This window comes from Streptomyces sp. NPDC003077, from assembly GCF_040611095.1.
Lineage (GTDB): Bacteria > Actinomycetota > Actinomycetes > Streptomycetales > Streptomycetaceae > Streptomyces.
Genome location: NZ_JBEXNM010000014.1, coordinates 26,934 through 42,300, shown reverse-complemented (window position 1 = coordinate 42,300; position 15,367 = coordinate 26,934). Strand labels below are relative to the sequence as shown.

9 protein-coding genes, 4 tRNA genes and 1 riboswitch are annotated in these 15,367 nt (G+C 73.0%); of the genes, 7 read left to right on the top strand and 6 right to left on the bottom strand.

Annotated features, from left to right (window positions below):
• Positions 1-151: 151 nt before the first annotated feature.
• The 3 genes from ABZX96_RS12555 to ABZX96_RS12545 all read right to left on the bottom strand — a co-directional run bounded on the left by ABZX96_RS12555 (position 152) and on the right by ABZX96_RS12545 (position 425).
• Positions 152-225: transfer RNA gene (locus tag ABZX96_RS12555), tRNA-Phe, on the bottom strand.
• A 4-nt stretch (positions 226-229) separates the two neighbouring features.
• Positions 230-304, bottom strand: a tRNA-Asp gene (locus ABZX96_RS12550).
• A 48-nt stretch (positions 305-352) separates the two neighbouring features.
• Positions 353-425 (bottom strand) — tRNA-Glu (locus tag ABZX96_RS12545).
• Positions 426-571: 146 nt separating this feature from the next.
• Here ABZX96_RS12545 and ABZX96_RS12540 point away from each other — a divergent pair.
• Positions 572-751, top strand: a complete 180-nt coding sequence (locus ABZX96_RS12540) for a hypothetical protein (protein ID WP_355542236.1) — start codon at positions 572-574, stop codon at positions 749-751.
• 39 nt (positions 752-790) lie between these two features.
• On the opposite strand, the gene ABZX96_RS12535 is transcribed toward ABZX96_RS12540, so the two are convergent.
• Together ABZX96_RS12535 and ABZX96_RS12530 are read right to left on the bottom strand one after the other, a co-directional pair.
• The gene (locus tag ABZX96_RS12535; protein ID WP_355542233.1) at positions 791-2,443 is read right to left on the bottom strand and encodes a metallophosphoesterase; all 1,653 of its coding nucleotides are present in this window, start codon (positions 2,441-2,443) and stop codon (positions 791-793) included.
• A gap of 165 nt (positions 2,444-2,608) precedes the next feature.
• The gene (locus tag ABZX96_RS12530) at positions 2,609-2,959 is read right to left on the bottom strand and encodes a metallopeptidase family protein (protein ID WP_355542477.1); all 351 of its coding nucleotides are present in this window, start codon (positions 2,957-2,959) and stop codon (positions 2,609-2,611) included.
• Between the two features lie 412 nt (positions 2,960-3,371).
• Between ABZX96_RS12530 and ABZX96_RS12525 the strand changes: the two genes are divergently transcribed.
• From ABZX96_RS12525 to ABZX96_RS12510, 4 genes are all read left to right on the top strand, one after another.
• Positions 3,372-3,950, top strand: coding sequence for a hypothetical protein (locus ABZX96_RS12525; protein WP_355542230.1), 579 nt, complete (start codon positions 3,372-3,374; stop codon positions 3,948-3,950).
• Positions 3,951-4,527: 577 nt separating this feature from the next.
• Complete coding sequence (locus ABZX96_RS12520) at positions 4,528-6,921, top strand: DEAD/DEAH box helicase (RefSeq protein WP_355542227.1); 2,394 nt, start codon at positions 4,528-4,530, stop codon at positions 6,919-6,921.
• Between the two features lie 572 nt (positions 6,922-7,493).
• A tRNA-Lys gene (locus ABZX96_RS12515) sits at positions 7,494-7,566 on the top strand.
• Positions 7,567-7,903: 337 nt separating this feature from the next.
• A complete protein-coding gene (locus tag ABZX96_RS12510) occupies positions 7,904-9,049 on the top strand; it encodes a PP2C family protein-serine/threonine phosphatase (protein WP_355542224.1) in 1,146 nt (381 codons plus the stop codon).
• A 166-nt stretch (positions 9,050-9,215) separates the two neighbouring features.
• Here the strand turns inward: ABZX96_RS12510 and ABZX96_RS12505 are convergent, their stop codons facing one another.
• Complete coding sequence (locus tag ABZX96_RS12505; RefSeq protein WP_355542222.1) at positions 9,216-10,328, bottom strand: DUF2332 domain-containing protein; 1,113 nt, start codon at positions 10,326-10,328, stop codon at positions 9,216-9,218.
• Positions 10,329-10,694: 366 nt separating this feature from the next.
• A riboswitch (cyclic di-AMP (ydaO/yuaA leader) is annotated at positions 10,695-10,831 on the top strand.
• Positions 10,832-11,575: 744 nt separating this feature from the next.
• Between ABZX96_RS12505 and ABZX96_RS12500 the strand changes: the two genes are divergently transcribed.
• Both ABZX96_RS12500 and ABZX96_RS12495 read left to right on the top strand, forming a co-directional pair.
• On the top strand, positions 11,576-13,282 hold the full coding sequence (locus ABZX96_RS12500) for a peptidoglycan DD-metalloendopeptidase family protein (RefSeq protein WP_355542219.1): 1,707 nt from the start codon (positions 11,576-11,578) through the stop codon (positions 13,280-13,282).
• A 664-nt stretch (positions 13,283-13,946) separates the two neighbouring features.
• Positions 13,947-15,323 (top strand): MFS transporter, encoded by a 1,377-nt coding sequence (locus ABZX96_RS12495; protein ID WP_355542474.1) that lies wholly within the window; start codon positions 13,947-13,949, stop codon positions 15,321-15,323.
• Positions 15,324-15,367: the final 44 nt, after the last annotated feature.

The window sequence follows — 15,367 nt, the reverse complement described above, 5'->3', positions numbered from 1 at the left end:
ACGGCCGACGGTCCCTGTCGCGTGTCGTGTGGCGCCTGGATCACACGCCGGACGGGCGAACGAGTGAACAAGCGAACGAGGCGACGTATCGACTCGGCGCGGCAACGCGAAAGGCCCCGATCCGAAGATCGGGGCCTTCACCCAAAGGGTGTGGCTGGGGCCGGGGTCGAACCGGCGACCTATCGCTTTTCAGGCGATCGCTCGTACCAACTGAGCTACCCAGCCGCAGCGGTCCTGACGGGATTTGAACCCGCGGCCTCCACCTTGACAGGGTGGCGAGCACTCCAAACTGCTCCACAGGACCTTGCATGTGCCAGAAGCGGCCGAAGCCATTCTCGCACACGGTAATGCGTGCCCCCAACGGGATTCGAACCCGTGCTACCGCCTTGAAAGGGCGGCGTCCTGGGCCACTAGACGATGAGGGCTGATGGCCCACCTGGGCGCTTTGTCGGCGCCTCGGGGACGTGAGAAGCATATGGGATGGGGAGACGGTTCGCCAAAACGGTTTACGTGCGGGCGGGCCACGAGGCTTACGAGACGCCGCACGGCGCCACCGAAAGGCGCCCGCCGGATGGCTGACAGCGGGGGCGATGACGGGGCGGCGGAGGGGCGGCACCGGGCGCTGCGGGGCGTGCGGCACCGGCGCTCAGGCCGGATCGCGCGCTCGGTCGCACGCCTGCGTGCGGTGTACGGGGCCAGGCGGGCGACAGCTTCGTACGAGGACGAGGAACCCTCGGCCGGACGGATCTGAGTGGCTGGGCTCGGGCCGTACGAGGGGCCGGGGTGCCGCTCACCGGGAGGAGCTTGGCGCCCGGGCGGAGGAGCCCGCCGGACCCGGGGGCAGGAGGGCCGGGGCGCGCGGGGCCGTGGACGGGGCGCGGGACGGCGCGCCCGGTGACGGAGTTGCGGACGGGGTCGCCCCCGGCCGGTTCTCGCCCGGCAGGTGGCGGCTGACCTCCGCCTTGGACAGGCCCAGGCCGCCGAGGGTGATCTCGTCCCACGCCTGGAGCCGTCGCGTCCCCCGGTCCAGATAGAGGACGGACGCCTGGACGGGCGCGGGCGCGGCGCCCTCCACCGCGCGCAGCCCGCCGCCGCCCGTGGAGCCCTCGATCATCAGGCGCGTCCCGTGGGGGAGCCGCTGGTTCTTGCGGTGGTGGATGTGGCCGGCCAGCGCCAGCGGCACCAGGCCGTCGGTCTCGGCCGCGGCGACCGGGTTGTGGGCGAGCGCGAGGTCGACCGGGGTGCCGGCGCGCCGCTGGGTGCGCAGGGCGCCGGCGAGCCGGGCCCCGGCCGCGCGCTCGGCGGCGTCACCGGCGGCCACGACGGAGCGGTCCGGGGTGAACTGCGGGTCGCCGACCCCGGCGATCCGCAGGCCCGCCACGGTCACGGCGCGCCCGTCGTCCAGCACGGTGACGCCGCGGCGCCCGGCGAGGTACTTCTGCGTCGCCGCCGAGTCGTGGTTGCCGCGCACCCACACGTACGGGGCGCCGAGTCCGGAGACGGCGTCCAGGAAGGGGTTCTCGGCGGCCGAGCCGTGGTCCATGGTGTCGCCGGTGTCCACGATCACGTCGATCCGGTACTGCCGGACCAGGGACCGGATGATCTCCCAGGCGCCCGGGTTGAGATGGATGTCGGAGACGTGCAGCACCCGGAGGGTGGACGGGTCGGGCTGGTACGCGGGGAGGGTGGACGTGGCGTCGTAGAGCTTGGTGACGTTGGTGACCAGGCGGGCCAGCTCCCGCTGGTAGGCGTTGAAGTCGCTGACGATGTTGCGGGCGCTGCCGACCACCGAGGGCGCGGAGGACAGCAGCCCGGAGAACTTCGGCTCCAGCACCGACTTCGGGTTCCAGGTGGCGTACGCGGCGGCGCCCGAGGCCGCCAGCAGCGCCAGCGCCAGGCCGCCCGCGGCCAGCGCCCGGCGCGGCCTGCGGTAGACGGCCAGGCCCAGGGCGGTGGCCCCCGAGACCACCGCCACGCAGGAGCGGAAGGCCAGGGTGCCGGTGCCGCGCACGACGTCGCGGGTGACCTCGTCCTGAAGACCGGCGAACCGGTCCGGGTGGTCGACCAGGGCCTGGGAGCGCACGGGGTCCAGGCGATCGACGTCCACGTCCAGGCGGATGGGGGCGACGTGGCTGCGCAGCTCCAGGGCGCCCAGGGGCGAGACGGTGATCTTCGTGCCGCCGCCGAGCGAGGGCCGCAGCGTCATGTTGGTGTCCACCGGCCCCACGGGCGCCTTGACGCTGCCGACGATCAGCAGGCCCAGCCAGGCGCCCAGGAGCGTGACGGCCAGGAGCCCCAGGGCCCGGGCGTACGGGTGCGGGGCGTGGACGAGGGTGCTCGTCGGGGTGGAGTGGTGGGAACGGTAGTCGCGGAGGACGGCGGCGGGTGCGCTCCGCGCGCGGGTGAGCCAGGCGCGGAGCAGCCGGAGCGGATCGCGGGCCATTGCCCGCGTATGCCCGTGCGGCTGCCCGCGTATGCCCGTGCGGCGGGGGCGGTGTGCGGGAGGTGGGGGTGGCTGCGGGCTCTTGGAGTGCCGGTTGCCGGTTCCCGAATCGCGCGCGTGGTGCGGGGCCGGGGTGTTCCGGAGGTGTGCCCCGGCCGGTTCCGGTCAGCCCCAGCCGAGCTCGTGCAGGCGGTGGTCCTCGATGCCGAAGTGGTGGGCGATCTCGTGGACGACGGTGACGGAGACCTCGTGGACGACGTCCTCGGGGGTGTCGCAGTAGCGCAGCGTCGGGCCCATGTAGATCGTGATGCGGTCCGGCAGCACCCCGCCGTACCAGTCGCCGCGCTCGGTGAGCGGCGTCCCCTCGTACAGCCCCAGCAGCTCGGGGTCGGACGGGTCGGGCTCGTCCTCGACGAACACCGCCACGTTGTCCATCAGCCGCGTCAGCTCCGGCGGGATCTTGTCCAGGGCGTCACTGACCAGCTCTTCGAAGGCGTCACGCGTCATCTCCAGCACAACGCCCATTCTCCGGGACGATCCCGCGCGGCGGGGAGCCGCCGGACCGCTCCGGACGAGGCGGCTCGCGGGGCGGCGTGGTGCGTCGTGCGTGGTCGGCGCTGGTGCGTTCTGAGGGGCCGGGACGGGGGGCCGGGCAAGGCTGGTGCGTGGCTGGGCCTGATGTGTCGTACGGGGCCGTCCTGGTGCGTCCCGCGGGCCGGACGGCGGGCCGTGTGTGGCCGGGACGGCGGGCCGGGCGTGGCTGGTGCGGGGCCGGGCCCGGCGCGTCCTGCCGGGCCGGGACGGCGGGCCGTGTGTGGCCTGGCGAGTGCGGGGATCGGCGGCGCGTGGCGCGTGTCCTCGCGCCGCGAACGGAAGTTGGGCAGGGCGCTCGCCCCGCTGCCCGTGTCCCGGATCGGAGGTTCCGCCCGTGCGCCCGAACCCGTCCCCTGCCGCCGGATCCTCCCTGACCCGCGTCGCCGCCGCGCTGGCCGCCGCGTCCGCGCTGGTCGCGTCGCTCACCGGCTGCATGAGCGTGAGCCACCCGGAAGACCCCAGGCCCTCGGGCAGCACCTCCCGGCAGGGCGGCGGGGCCGCGCCGGACGGCGGGGCCTCCGACGGGCGGGGCGGCGACGGTCCGCGGCGGATGGGGCGTACGGGAGCGATGCCGCGCGGTGAGGGCGGGCAGCGGCCGGGGTCGCCGGAGGAGACGGCGTCCGCGTACACCGAGCCCGACCCGGAACCGGCGTCGGGCTCGGCACCCGGCGCCGGGACGTCCCCGGCGCGCGGCCGGACGGACGGCGGCGCCTCTTCCTCGGCCCCCGCGCCCTCGCGGACGAGCGGCCGGACCAGTACGCCGCCGGCGACGCCGTCGCGCCCCACCCCGTCGGCCCGCCCCACGCCGACGATGAGCAGCCCGGAACCCTCCCCGACGCCGTCGGCCCCGGCGTCCTCGCCGGACGCCTCGGGGTCGGAGAGCGGGCCGGTGGCGGGGCCGGGGCCGGTGTAGGGGGCTCCAACGGGCGTGGCGCGGGAGTGCGCGTTCCCGGGCGCCGGGGGTGCGCGCGGGCGGGCGGGGGTGGTCGTGCGCCCTGGAGCGCGCGGGGCGCACGGGGCGCACGGGCAGGGTGAGCAAGGTGAGCCGGGAGCGGCGGACGGCGAGGCGGGGCGGACGGGGAGTCCGTCCAGGGGCCGGGGCGTCCGCCGGGAGCGGTGTGGGGGCGCGTGGGCGCGGGGCCGTGGCATGGTGGTCGGTATCGGACAGGGGACGGTTCTGCGGCCGGTGGTCGTTTCCGACCCCGGGGTCGGTTCCCGCGTGGGTGTGGCGAGAGGTTTCCGGGCCGGCGGCGGGAGACTTTTGGTTCCGTGGTTGCCGGTCTTCAGGGGGCTGGTCAGGCTATTTGCGTTCTCGGGGCCCGAGTGCGTATGGTGGTAGATCGTTTGATCCCATTTGCCCGGCGCCTGACCCGAAGCGCGCCGTGTGGCGCGTTCTCTCCTTGCCGTGGCTGACCGCATCGAGGCGGTCGTTTGTGAAGTCTCACGGAGTATGGGCGCGTGCCGAGACTCCGGAAGGTTTCGCATTTCGCATGTCAATTTCCACTGATCAGTCCGTCCTGCCCGCGCACGAGGACGAGGCCCTGTCGGCCGACGCCGCCCTGCCCGTGAGCGAGGCCGGGAACGGCGAGCAGACGGCCCCCGCGGCGCAGGCCCCGGAGGCCCCCGCCGACCAGGACACGGACGCCGTGATCGACGACGCCCTCGACGCCGACGAGGCGGCTGATGCGGCTGCCGACGCGGAGGAGGAGACCCCGCAGGTCACCTTCGCCGACCTCGGTCTCGACGAGAAGGTCGTCCGCAAGCTGGCCCAGAACGGTGTCACCGTCCCGTTCCCGATCCAGGCCGCGACCATCCCGGACGCGATCGCCGGACACGACATCCTCGGCCGCGGCCGTACCGGCTCCGGCAAGACCCTCTCCTTCGGCCTGCCGCTGCTGCACCGCCTCGCCGGCGGCCGTACCGAGAAGAAGCGCCCCCGCGGCGTCATCCTCACCCCGACCCGTGAGCTCGCCATGCAGGTGAGCGACGCGCTCCAGCCGTACGGCGACGTCCTGGGCCTCAAGCTCAAGGTGGTCTGCGGCGGCACGTCCATGGGCAACCAGATCTACGCCCTGGAGCGCGGCGTCGACGTCCTCGTCGCCACCCCGGGCCGCCTGCGGGACATCATCAACCGCGGCGCCTGCTCGCTGGACGAGGTGCAGGTCGCCGTCCTGGACGAGGCCGACCAGATGGCCGACCTGGGCTTCCTGCCCGAGGTCACCGAGCTGCTCGACCTGGTGCCGCCGGGCGGCCAGCGGATGCTGTTCTCCGCGACGATGGAGAACGAGATCGGCACGCTGGTCAAGCGCTACCTGACCGACCCGGTCAGCCACGAGGTGGACGCCGCGCAGGGCGCCGTCACGACGATGACCCACCACGTCCTGGTCGTGAAGCCGAAGGACAAGGCGCCGGTCACCGCCGCCATCGCCGCCCGCAAGGGCCGCACCATCATCTTCGTCCGCACCCAGCTGGGCGCCGACCGCGTCGCCGAGCAGCTGTGCGACGCCGGGGTCCGCGCGGACGCGCTGCACGGCGGCATGACGCAGGGCGCCCGTACCCGCACGCTGGCGGACTTCAAGGACGGTTACGTCAACTGCCTGGTCGCCACCGACGTCGCCGCCCGCGGCATCCACGTCGACGGCATCGACCTGGTCCTGAACGTGGACCCGGCCGGCGACCACAAGGACTACCTGCACCGTTCGGGCCGCACCGCCCGCGCCGGCCAGTCCGGCACGGTCGTCTCGCTGGCCCTGCCGCACCAGCGCCGGCAGATCTTCCGCCTGATGGAGGACGCGGGCGTGGATGCCTCGCGTCACATCGTCAGCGGCTCGGGCGTCTTCGACGACGACGTGGCCCGGATCACCGGCGCCCGCTCGCTCACCGAGGTCCAGGCCGAGTCGGCGTCCAACTCCGCCCGCCAGGCCGAGCGCGAGGCCGCCGAGCTCTCCCGCGAGCTGGAGCGCGCCCAGCGGCGCGCCGCCGAGCTCCGCGAGGAGGCGAACCGGCTGACCGCCCGCGCCGCCCGCGAGCGCGGCGAGGACCCGGAGCAGGCCGTGGCCGCGGCGACCGCCGCCGCTGCCGAGGACGCTCCCGCCACGGCCGACGAGGCCCCGCAGACCACCGTCCCGGCCCAGGCCGACGACCGCCGCGACGACGAGGCCCCGCGCCGCTCCTCGGGCGACCGCGACCGCGGCTTCGACCGCCGGGACGGCGACCGCGGCGGCTTCGAGCGGCGCGACGAGCGCGGCAACTTCGAGCGCCGGGACCGCCGGGACGACCGGGGTGGCTTCGGCGGCCGGGACCGCCGTGACGAGCGTCGCGACGACCGGGGCGGCTTCGGCCGCGACCGCGGTGACCGGGGCTTCGGCGGCCGGGACCGGCGCGACGACCGCTCCGGTGGCGGCTTCGAGCGCCGTGAGCGCCGGGATGACCGTTTCGGCGGCGGCTTCGGCCGGGACCGCCGGGACGACCGGGGTGGCTTCGGCGGCCGGGACCGCCGTGACGAGCGCCGTGACGACCGGGGCGGCTTCGGCCGCGACCGCGGTGACCGGGGCTTCGATCGTGACCGTGGCGACCGCGGCGGTTTCGAGCGCCGGGACCGCCGCGACGACCGCTCCGGTGGCTTCCGCGACCGCAACGACCGTCCGAGCCGTCCGTTCAACCGTGACGACCGCTCCGGTGGCCGTCCGTCCTCCGGCGGCTACCGCTCCGGTGGCGGCGACCGTCCGTTCAACCGTGACGACCGTTCCGGCGGCCGTCCCTCCTCGGGCGGCTACCGCTCGGGTGGCGACCGTCCGTACGGCCGCCGCGACGACCACCGGGGCGCCGGCGCCGGCTCCTTCGGCCGCCGCGAGGACAAGCCGCGCTGGAAGCGCAACGGCTGACGGTAGCCGGGTGGCGGTTGCCGGGTGGCGGCTGACGGAGGTCGTTGCCGGTCGGTGACCGGTGAGGTGCCGTCGTCGGTCGGTGACTGACGAGGCGTCGCCAAGAGTGTGACGAGGGCCCGTACAGCGTGCGATATGCGTGCGCGCTGTACGGGCCCTTGGCGTTTGTGCGGGTTGCGTGCGTGCTGTACGGGCCCTTGGCGTTTGTGCGGGTTGCGTGCGTGCTGTACGGGCCCTTGGCGTTTGTGCAGGGGCGATGCTTGCGTTGGTATGGCGGTGGTGTGCGGTGCATGCGGTGAATGTGGTGCATGTGCATGTGGTGCTTGTGTATGCGGTGTACGCGCGGGTGCTTGGGCGGTCGGGGCCGGGGGCCGTGGCTGCGCGGCGGGGGTGGTGAGGCCGGTGAGGCTGGTGTTGCCCCCGAGTTCTCCGGGCTGATCGGCAATACCTTCCGGAAACCGCGGGAGCGCGGGCTATGCTGCTCGGTGCGGGTCTGGACCCGCGCGTGGTGTCGACCGGGCACCGGTATCCCTTCGGGGAAGCCGAACGCGTCCGGTTATGCTGCGCGATGAGGGCCGTTAGCTCAATTGGCAGAGCAGTGGACTTTTAATCCATTGGTTGTGGGTTCGAGTCCCACACGGCCTACGCACGAGCGGGGGGAACCCCGTAGAGCTGTTGCCCAGCGCCCCTCCGGGTCGGTCCCGGAGGGGCGCTGTGTTGTGTGTGCCGTGGGGCCGGTGGGTTTTCCCGGCCCGCCTCTCGTGCGTACTCGGGCCACTTGGTCGGGTGCTCGCCTTCCTTTGCCGGTCTTCCGGGGTTTGTCGGCTTCTAGGGGTCGTTGGCTTCCGGGGCTCGTTGGCTTCCGTGTTTGTCGGCCTTCGGAGCTTTGCTCCGGACGGCCGAGTTCGATTCGCCGTGTTCTGCCCCGCGCCACAGCCTTGGGACGGCGGTGATCGGGCGCGGGAAAGAGGCCGGGGCGCGGATGCGGCGACGTGGTGGGGGGCGTACGGGGGAGGGTGAGCAGGCGTATTGGGCGCGGTGGGCGCCGTTCGGGCGGCGGGTGGCCCGATGGCTGCCCGTGCTGCTGCTGGCCGGCGGGGTGGCGTTCGAGTTCGGGATGCCCGCGGGCAGTTCCGCGGCCCCGTTCCTCTCCGCCGCTCCACTGGTCGCCGCACCGCTGCACTCGCCGCGCGTCACCGCCGTCACGGCCGTCGTCGCGGTCGGTTGCGCGACGTGGGCCGCCGTCCTGCACGGGGACGGGCAGAGTGCCGGGGAGTCGTCCACTGAGGTGGTCACGGTGCTGGTCGTCGCCGTCCTCGCGTTGGGCATCAACTGGCTGGTGCGCCGGACCGACGACCGGCTCGCCTCCGTACGCGACGTCGCCGAGGCCGCCCAGCGGGCCGTGCTGCCCACGCCCGGGCGACGGGTCGGTGGGCTCATGGTGGCGGCGCGTTACGTGGCGGCGCGGGCGGACGCGCGGATCGGCGGGGACCTGTACGCCGTCCAGGACACCCGGCACGGCGTGCGGCTGGTCGTCGGCGACGTACGGGGCAAGGGGCTGGACGCGGTGGAGGCCGCGGTGATCGTCGTCGGAGCCTTCCGCGAGGCCGCGGAACAGGAGGCGAGCCTGGAGGCGGTGGCGGGGCGGCTGGAGCGGGCGTTGCAGCGGGAGGGTCGGCGGCGGGAAGGGCTCGACCAGTTCGAGGGGTTCACGACCGCCGTGCTGGCGGAGATCCCGTCCGACGAGCACGGCACCCTGCGCGTTCTGAACCGGGGGCACCCGGCGCCGCTGCTGATCTCGCCGACGGGTGGCCTGTGCGAGGTGGAACCGGCGGTCCCGGCGCTGCCGCTGGGCATGAGCGAGGTGGCCGGGTGGCCGGACCGGGCGGACGAGACGGAGTTTCCGGCGGGGTCGACGCTGCTGCTGTTCACCGACGGGGTGACCGAGGCCCGTAACGAGAAAGGGGAGTTCTACGAGCCTGAGACGCGATTGCGCGGCCGGTGTTCGCCGGACCCCGAGGTGCTGTTGGAGACGCTGGTGGCCGATGTCGCGCGCCATGCGGGTGGGGGGCCGGCGGATGACATGGCCCTGCTGGCGGTGCGCCGACCGGGGGAGGGGGAGGGGTAGGGGTGGCCGGAGGGGTAGGGGCCTGTCTTTGGGGGGTGGGTGGTTCGTGGGTTGGGGACGGGGGTGGTTCGTTGGTTGGGGAGCGGGGTGTTGGTGGGCGTTGGTGGTGGGGCTGTTGCTGGAGTGACGGTGGTGGCTGGTGGCGTGCTGGGGGTTGTGGAGTGCGTCAGGTGAGCCAGTGGAGGGTTTGGCCGTGGGGGGCGGCGAGGGCGACCGGGCGTTCGTCGAGGGCGAGGGTCAGGAGGCTTTCCCGGTGGGGGGTGACGGTGGTGGGCGCGTCCGGGGGGCCGTCAGGCGTGTACGGCGCGGCGGGGAGCGCGTCCGGCTGAGAGGCGCGGGCGCGTGCGCGGGCGTGCGGCGCCGGGTGTGGGGAGGGGATCCAGGGGAGGACCGTGTGGTGCTCGTTGGAGATCCAGTGGCCCCGGCCCTTCAAGAGGCCGCGGACGAGTGCGGCGAACTCCTCGCGCCGGGCGAGCGGCAGGTAGGTCAGGACGGCGGTGTGGAAGACGACCAGCGTGGCGTCCGAGGGGGCCGCCGCGGCGAGCGCCGGGAGCTCGTCCACGAGGTCGCCCCGAACGATGTGGGGGCGCGGCGCTGTCCGCACCGTCTCTATCGCGGCTCGCTGACGGCGCGGCCGGTCGCCGGTGCCATCGGGCCAGATGAGGGCCTGGAGCCAGCGGAGGTCGTCCGGGTCGGCCGGGTCGAGCGGGTTGAGGTCGATGCCGCCGCGCCATACGACCTCGGGGAGGCGGTCCGGGACGGGCGTACCCGGGTTCGTACGGCAGGGGAAGACCGCGGCGCTGTCCGGGGCGCCGAACTCCGGACGGTCGTCGAAGCGGTAGCGGTACCGGTCGGGATGCAGGCACAAGCCCGCCGAGGTGCCGACCTCCAGGAGCGCCAGCGGCTGCGGCAGCCGGACCAGGAGGGGGAGCAGGGTGGCGCAGCGGGCCGGCTCGTTGGTCTGGGTGGTCCGGCGCATCACCACGTCGCGCACCTCGTCCCAGTGGCGCAGGGTCCACTCGCGCCACCCTCGGTAGGCGGATTCGCCCCGCGGGCCCTGGTCGGCGTACGGGCCGTCGAGGTAGCGGACGGCGGCGAGGAGGAGGTTGGGCTGCTGCTTGTTGCCGGCGGGGAGGGCGCGGGCCAGGTGGTCACAGAAATCGGGGTCCTGGCTGATCCGGGCGGTCAGTTCCTCGTGCGCCGGGGAGAGCCCCCGCGCCTGCTGGGAGGAGAACTCCCCGTACCGATCCGCCACTGCCCGCGCGCTGTCGACGACCATGATCAGACGTTACTGCGCTCGCCGTCCTGCTCTCACGGCCTGTGAGCGGCGGGCACCCCTGCGCATAACGACTGGCACACAATCGGGCCGGGTTGGTTTCGCGCGGCTGTACCTGCTTGCTGTCTTTTATGCCCTTATATAGGGATAAGGGCGTGCTGTGGTGAAGGGCGTTTTGTGGGGAACGCTTGGTATCGGGCGGCGAATTCTATTACTGTCCGATAACGCAACGCGGATGTCCCAGCCGTCGCAGGAGGCGGCACCGCGCGGCGACGCCGAATCCCGTTCAGCGCCATTCGTCACCACGGTTCGTCACCACGGCCGCGGCGGCCGGCACCCCGGCCCACCGCAACCGTGGCTCGGCTCGTCCCAACTGAATGACCGTGCCCAGGGAACCGGGGAACCACCACCTCGGGGTGAATCGGACGCCTCCGCCAGGGGCGCCCGTAGGAGACCTTCCTGCTCCGAACCCGTCAGCTAACCCGGTAGGCGGAGAGGGAGGAAAGGAGTGCGCCCCCGTGGCGTCCAACAGGTCCGCTTCCGAGGATTCTTTTGCCGCGGCTTCCGCGCCGCCACCCCAGGTATCGCCGTCCGCGGTGACGCTGCCAGGCGTGATGGGGGCTTCGGGGGGCGGGGCTTCTGTGGTGTCCGTGTCGGTGGGGTCGTCGGGGGCCTCTGTGCCGGTGGTCGCGGTGGGTGGGGCGGTTCCTGGTGGGGCTGTTTCCGGTGGGGTGGCTTCGGGGGTGGCTCCTGGTGGGGCGGCTTCCGGGGTGGCTGCGGCGGGGGTGGTTTCCGGGGCGGTGATTCCGGGGGACTCGTTCGTGGCTGAGGCTCCGGCTGTTGCTCATGATGTGGGGGCGGCTGGTGTGGCGTATGGGGCCGGTGATGCGGTGGCGTACGGCTTCGACGGTTCTGCGGCTGCGGGAGGTGGAGGGACGGTCGGGGACGGAGCGGTTCTTGCTGGCTTCTCTGTCGCTGAGGGCTTTACGGGCGCAGGGGACTTTGCGGGCACTGGGGGTTTTGCGGGCGCCGACGGTTTCGAGGGCTCGGTGGGTTTCGAGGGCTCGGTAGGGGCGGCAGGGTACGTGGACGCCGCGCACTTCGCGCGCTCTGGTGACGTTGCCGGTTCGGAGTTCCCTCTGGTCGCCGGTTCGGGAATTGGTGCGGACGAAGGTCCCGTTCCCGGTTTGGGCGGCGATCCCGTTCCCGGATTCGATGGCGCATCCGCTTCCGGGGTGGAAGGTGGTTCCGTGCCCGGCCCGACCGGCGGACTGGTTCCGGGCGCGGAGGGCGCCACTGCCGCGCCCGGCTGGGAGCAGGCGGCCGACGAGGCGTCGTACGACACCGTTGACGACTTCCTCCCCCCGGCGCGCGGCAAGCACCGGGTAGGCAAACAGCGCACCGGGCTCGCCCGCGGCAGCACGGTGCTGGGTGTGGGCGTCATCGCCGCGGTGGGCGCGGGTGGTGTGGCCTCGGCCGCGGGCCGGCCGCCTGCCCCGATATCCCTTCCCGACGCGGGCGGGGAAGCCGACGAACTCTCGGCACAGATGGTGGGGGCTGATTCCGTGACCGGTCTTACGGGCGCGAGCGCCCCTGCGACGTCCATCTCAGAGGGCTCCGTGGCCCCGGACGGCTCCACGCCGTCGGCCGACGTGGCGGGAGGCGACGGCTCATCGGGCAACGGCCCCGCGCCGACCGCGCCCCACCCGAGTGCCGGGCCTTCCAACGGCGGTACGACGCTGGGCGACAGGGCGGGCGAGACGCTCCTGAACCGCATCCTCCAGCAGGCCGAACAACAGCAGGGTGCGGACTCCGACGCAGATTTTGACTCCGCCTTTGACTCCGACTCCGGCTCCGACGAGCAGATATCGGACGGTAATGCCGACCCCTGGCCCGTCACCGTGCCCCGGGACGAGCACACCGACCAGGCCACCCAGGCCCCGGCCGCCGAGCAGACGACGGCCCCGGACCCGCACGCAGCCGATCCCTCGCCGGAACCGCCGGCAGCCGACGCCGTTCCCGGCCCCGCTTCTGCCGCACCGAGCCCGCAGGCGGCGCCGGTGATGGAGCAGGCCGCAGAACAGGGCGAGGAAGCAGAACCGCAGGCCAGCGCACCCGTCGCATCCCGAAGCGCCACCACTGCCCACGACTCGGGCGCCACCGCCGTTCAGGGCGCGGGTGCCCTGGAGGGTGAGGAGCCGGGCGTCACCGTGGGGCAGGCCGATGAGGCAGCGAGCGCTGAGGTCCCGGGCCGGAACGTCGAGGGCCAGGAGACCGCGGGCCTTACGGCCGACGAGCCGACCCGCCCGGCCGCGTCGGCCGAGGCGCTGACCAGCGGCGACACCGAGCCCACCAGCCCGGAAGGCAAGCACGCCCCTTCGACCGGGCCCGTAGACGCCGCCATCCACGCCACCGACGCAGCCCAGGCGCAGGCCCACGGCCAAGCCCGGGTGGCGACCGCCGAGGCACGGGCCGAAACGAATGGCGCGCCCCCCACAGCCGAAGCGCCAGCGGTTCCCTCCCCCCAGGAGGCCGGACCCGAAGACCTTCCCCATCTGACCGGCCCGCACGTCGCGCCGCTCGCCTCCCACACCCTCGCCGCCGGCTACGGCCAAGCGGGTGACCGCTGGCTCGCGCACCACACGGGCCAGGACTTCACCGCCCCGACGGGAACCCCGGTCAAGGCCGTCCACGCGGGCACCATCACGTCGGCGGGCTGGGCCGGTCCGTACGGATACCGCGTCGTCCTGACTCTCGGCGACGGCACGGAACTGTGGTTCTGCCACCTTTCGTCCATCGTGCGAGCCTCCGGCCCGGTCGAGGCCGACGAGGTGATCGGACGAGTCGGCGCCACGGGAAACGTCACGGCCCCCCACCTCCACCTGGAGGTCCGCCCGAACGGCGGTGACCCGGTCGACCCGCTCCTCTGGCTGCGGGCCCGCGGCGTCGAGGTGTGAGTCAGGGCGGAGAAGCAGGAACCCGAGCGAGGGGCGAGCGGGACGGTTCCCCAGGGCCGAAAAGATCCTGCGAGACGGGCGAGACGGGCGAGACGAGCGGGACGGGCCAGGGCAGCGCTGGGGGCGCGGGAAGCGACGAAGGTGCTGCGGGGATGGGCAGGGCGTAGAGCCGTCGGCAAGGCGGAGGGAGCCGGGCAGGCCATAGGGGACGCACAGGCTTAGGAACGCGGACAGGGCTGGAAACGCGGACAGGGCCGGGAACGCGAACAGGGCCCAGTCAGTGCAGGGCTCAGCCAGTGCAGCCAGGGCCTGGGACGCAGGCAGGTGGGGAGATACGCGGGCCATGAGCGGGCATTGACGCCGGTGCTTCTCTGGGCTTTTCCCTTCTGGGGCCCCCTCCCCCCTCCCCCGCCCCACCCCCTCCCCGTCCCTGATTCATCCGGCCCTCTGTGGGCACTCGCACCGGAGCGTCGCCGGGGCGCCGGTCCCCGGCGTGCGAGGAGCCGCGATGCCCACGCCTGACCCGTCCGGCACGCCCACTCCGAAGGGCGTCGCCACCTCGCCCTCCCGGGAGACCTCCGGGGCCACCGTCGCCCGCCCCAAGCCGTACACCACCGATGTACCGGCCCGGCTGGACCGTCTGCCGTGGTCACGCTGGCACTGGATGGTGGTGATCGGCCTCGGCACGGTCTGGGTGCTGGACGGCCTGGAGGTCACCGTCGTCGGCAACATCTCCGGTCGTCTCTCCGAACCCGGCAGCGGCCTGCCCATCACCTCGGCTCAGATCACCGGCATCACCGCGGCCCTGTACGTGGCCGGAGCCTGCCTGGGCGCGCTGTTCTTCGGCCGGCTCACCGACCGTTTCGGCCGTAAGAAACTCTTCCTGATCACCCTCGCTCTCTATCTCGCCGCCACCGCCATGACGGCTGTGTCCTTCTCCTCCTGGTGGTTCTTCGTCTTCCGCTTCCTGACGGGCTTCGGCATCGGCGGCGAGTACGCGGCCATCAACTCGGCCATCGACGAACTCATCCCCTCCCACTACCGAGGCCGGATCGATCTGGTCATCAACGGCAGCTTCTGGCTCGGCGCGGTCGGTGGTTCGCTGCTGGCCATCGGCGCGCTCAACACCGACATCTTTCCGATCAACGTCGGCTGGCGGTTGACCTTCGCCCTGGGCGTCGTTCTCGGGCTGGTCATCCTGCTCGTCCGCCGCCACGTGCCGGAGAGCCCACGGTGGTTGTTCATCCATGGCCGGAGCCAAGAAGCCGAATCACTCGTGTCCTCCATCGAGGAACGGGTGGAGTCCGAACGCGGTGAGAAACTCCCGGCCACCGACGAGAAGATCACCATCCAGCCCCGCGCGAGCATCACCTTCCGGGAGATCGCCCGCACCGTGTTCTCCCACTACCGCCGTCGCGCCTTCCTCGGCTTGGCCCTCTTCATCGGGCAGGCGTTCCTCTACAACGCCATCACCTTCGGTTTCGGCGCCATACTCACCACCTTCTTCGATGTCTCGACCTCCGACACCGGCTACTTCTTCGCCGTCATCGCGGCCGGCAACTTCCTCGGTCCGCTCCTCCTGGGGAAACTCTTCGACACGGTCGGCCGCCGGATCATGATTTCCGGCACCTACCTCCTCTCCGGACTCCTCCTCTTCGGCACCGCTTGGCTCTTCGCCGCCGGACACCTCTCGGCCATGACCATCACCGCCTGCTGGGCCGTCGCCCTCTTCTTCGCCTCGGCGGGCGCCAGCAGCGCCTACCTGACCGTCTCGGAGGTCTTCCCGTTGGAGACCCGTGCGATGGCCATCGCCTTCTTCTATGCCGTCGGCACGGCGGCCGGCGGTATCAGCGGTCCCCTCCTGTTCGCCGAACTCACCTCCTCCGGTGTCGTCGGGGACACGGCCCTGGCCTTCTGCATCGGTGCGGCGCTGATGTGCCTGGCCGGCCTGACCGCCGCGTTCCTGGCCGTGCGCGCCGAGCGCCGTTCGTTGGAGTCCATCGCCAGTCCCCTTTCCACGGCCAACGCTCCCAGCCGGTAGCCCTGACCGGCATCCGGGACCAACCCCGGCAAAACCCCGAGCGT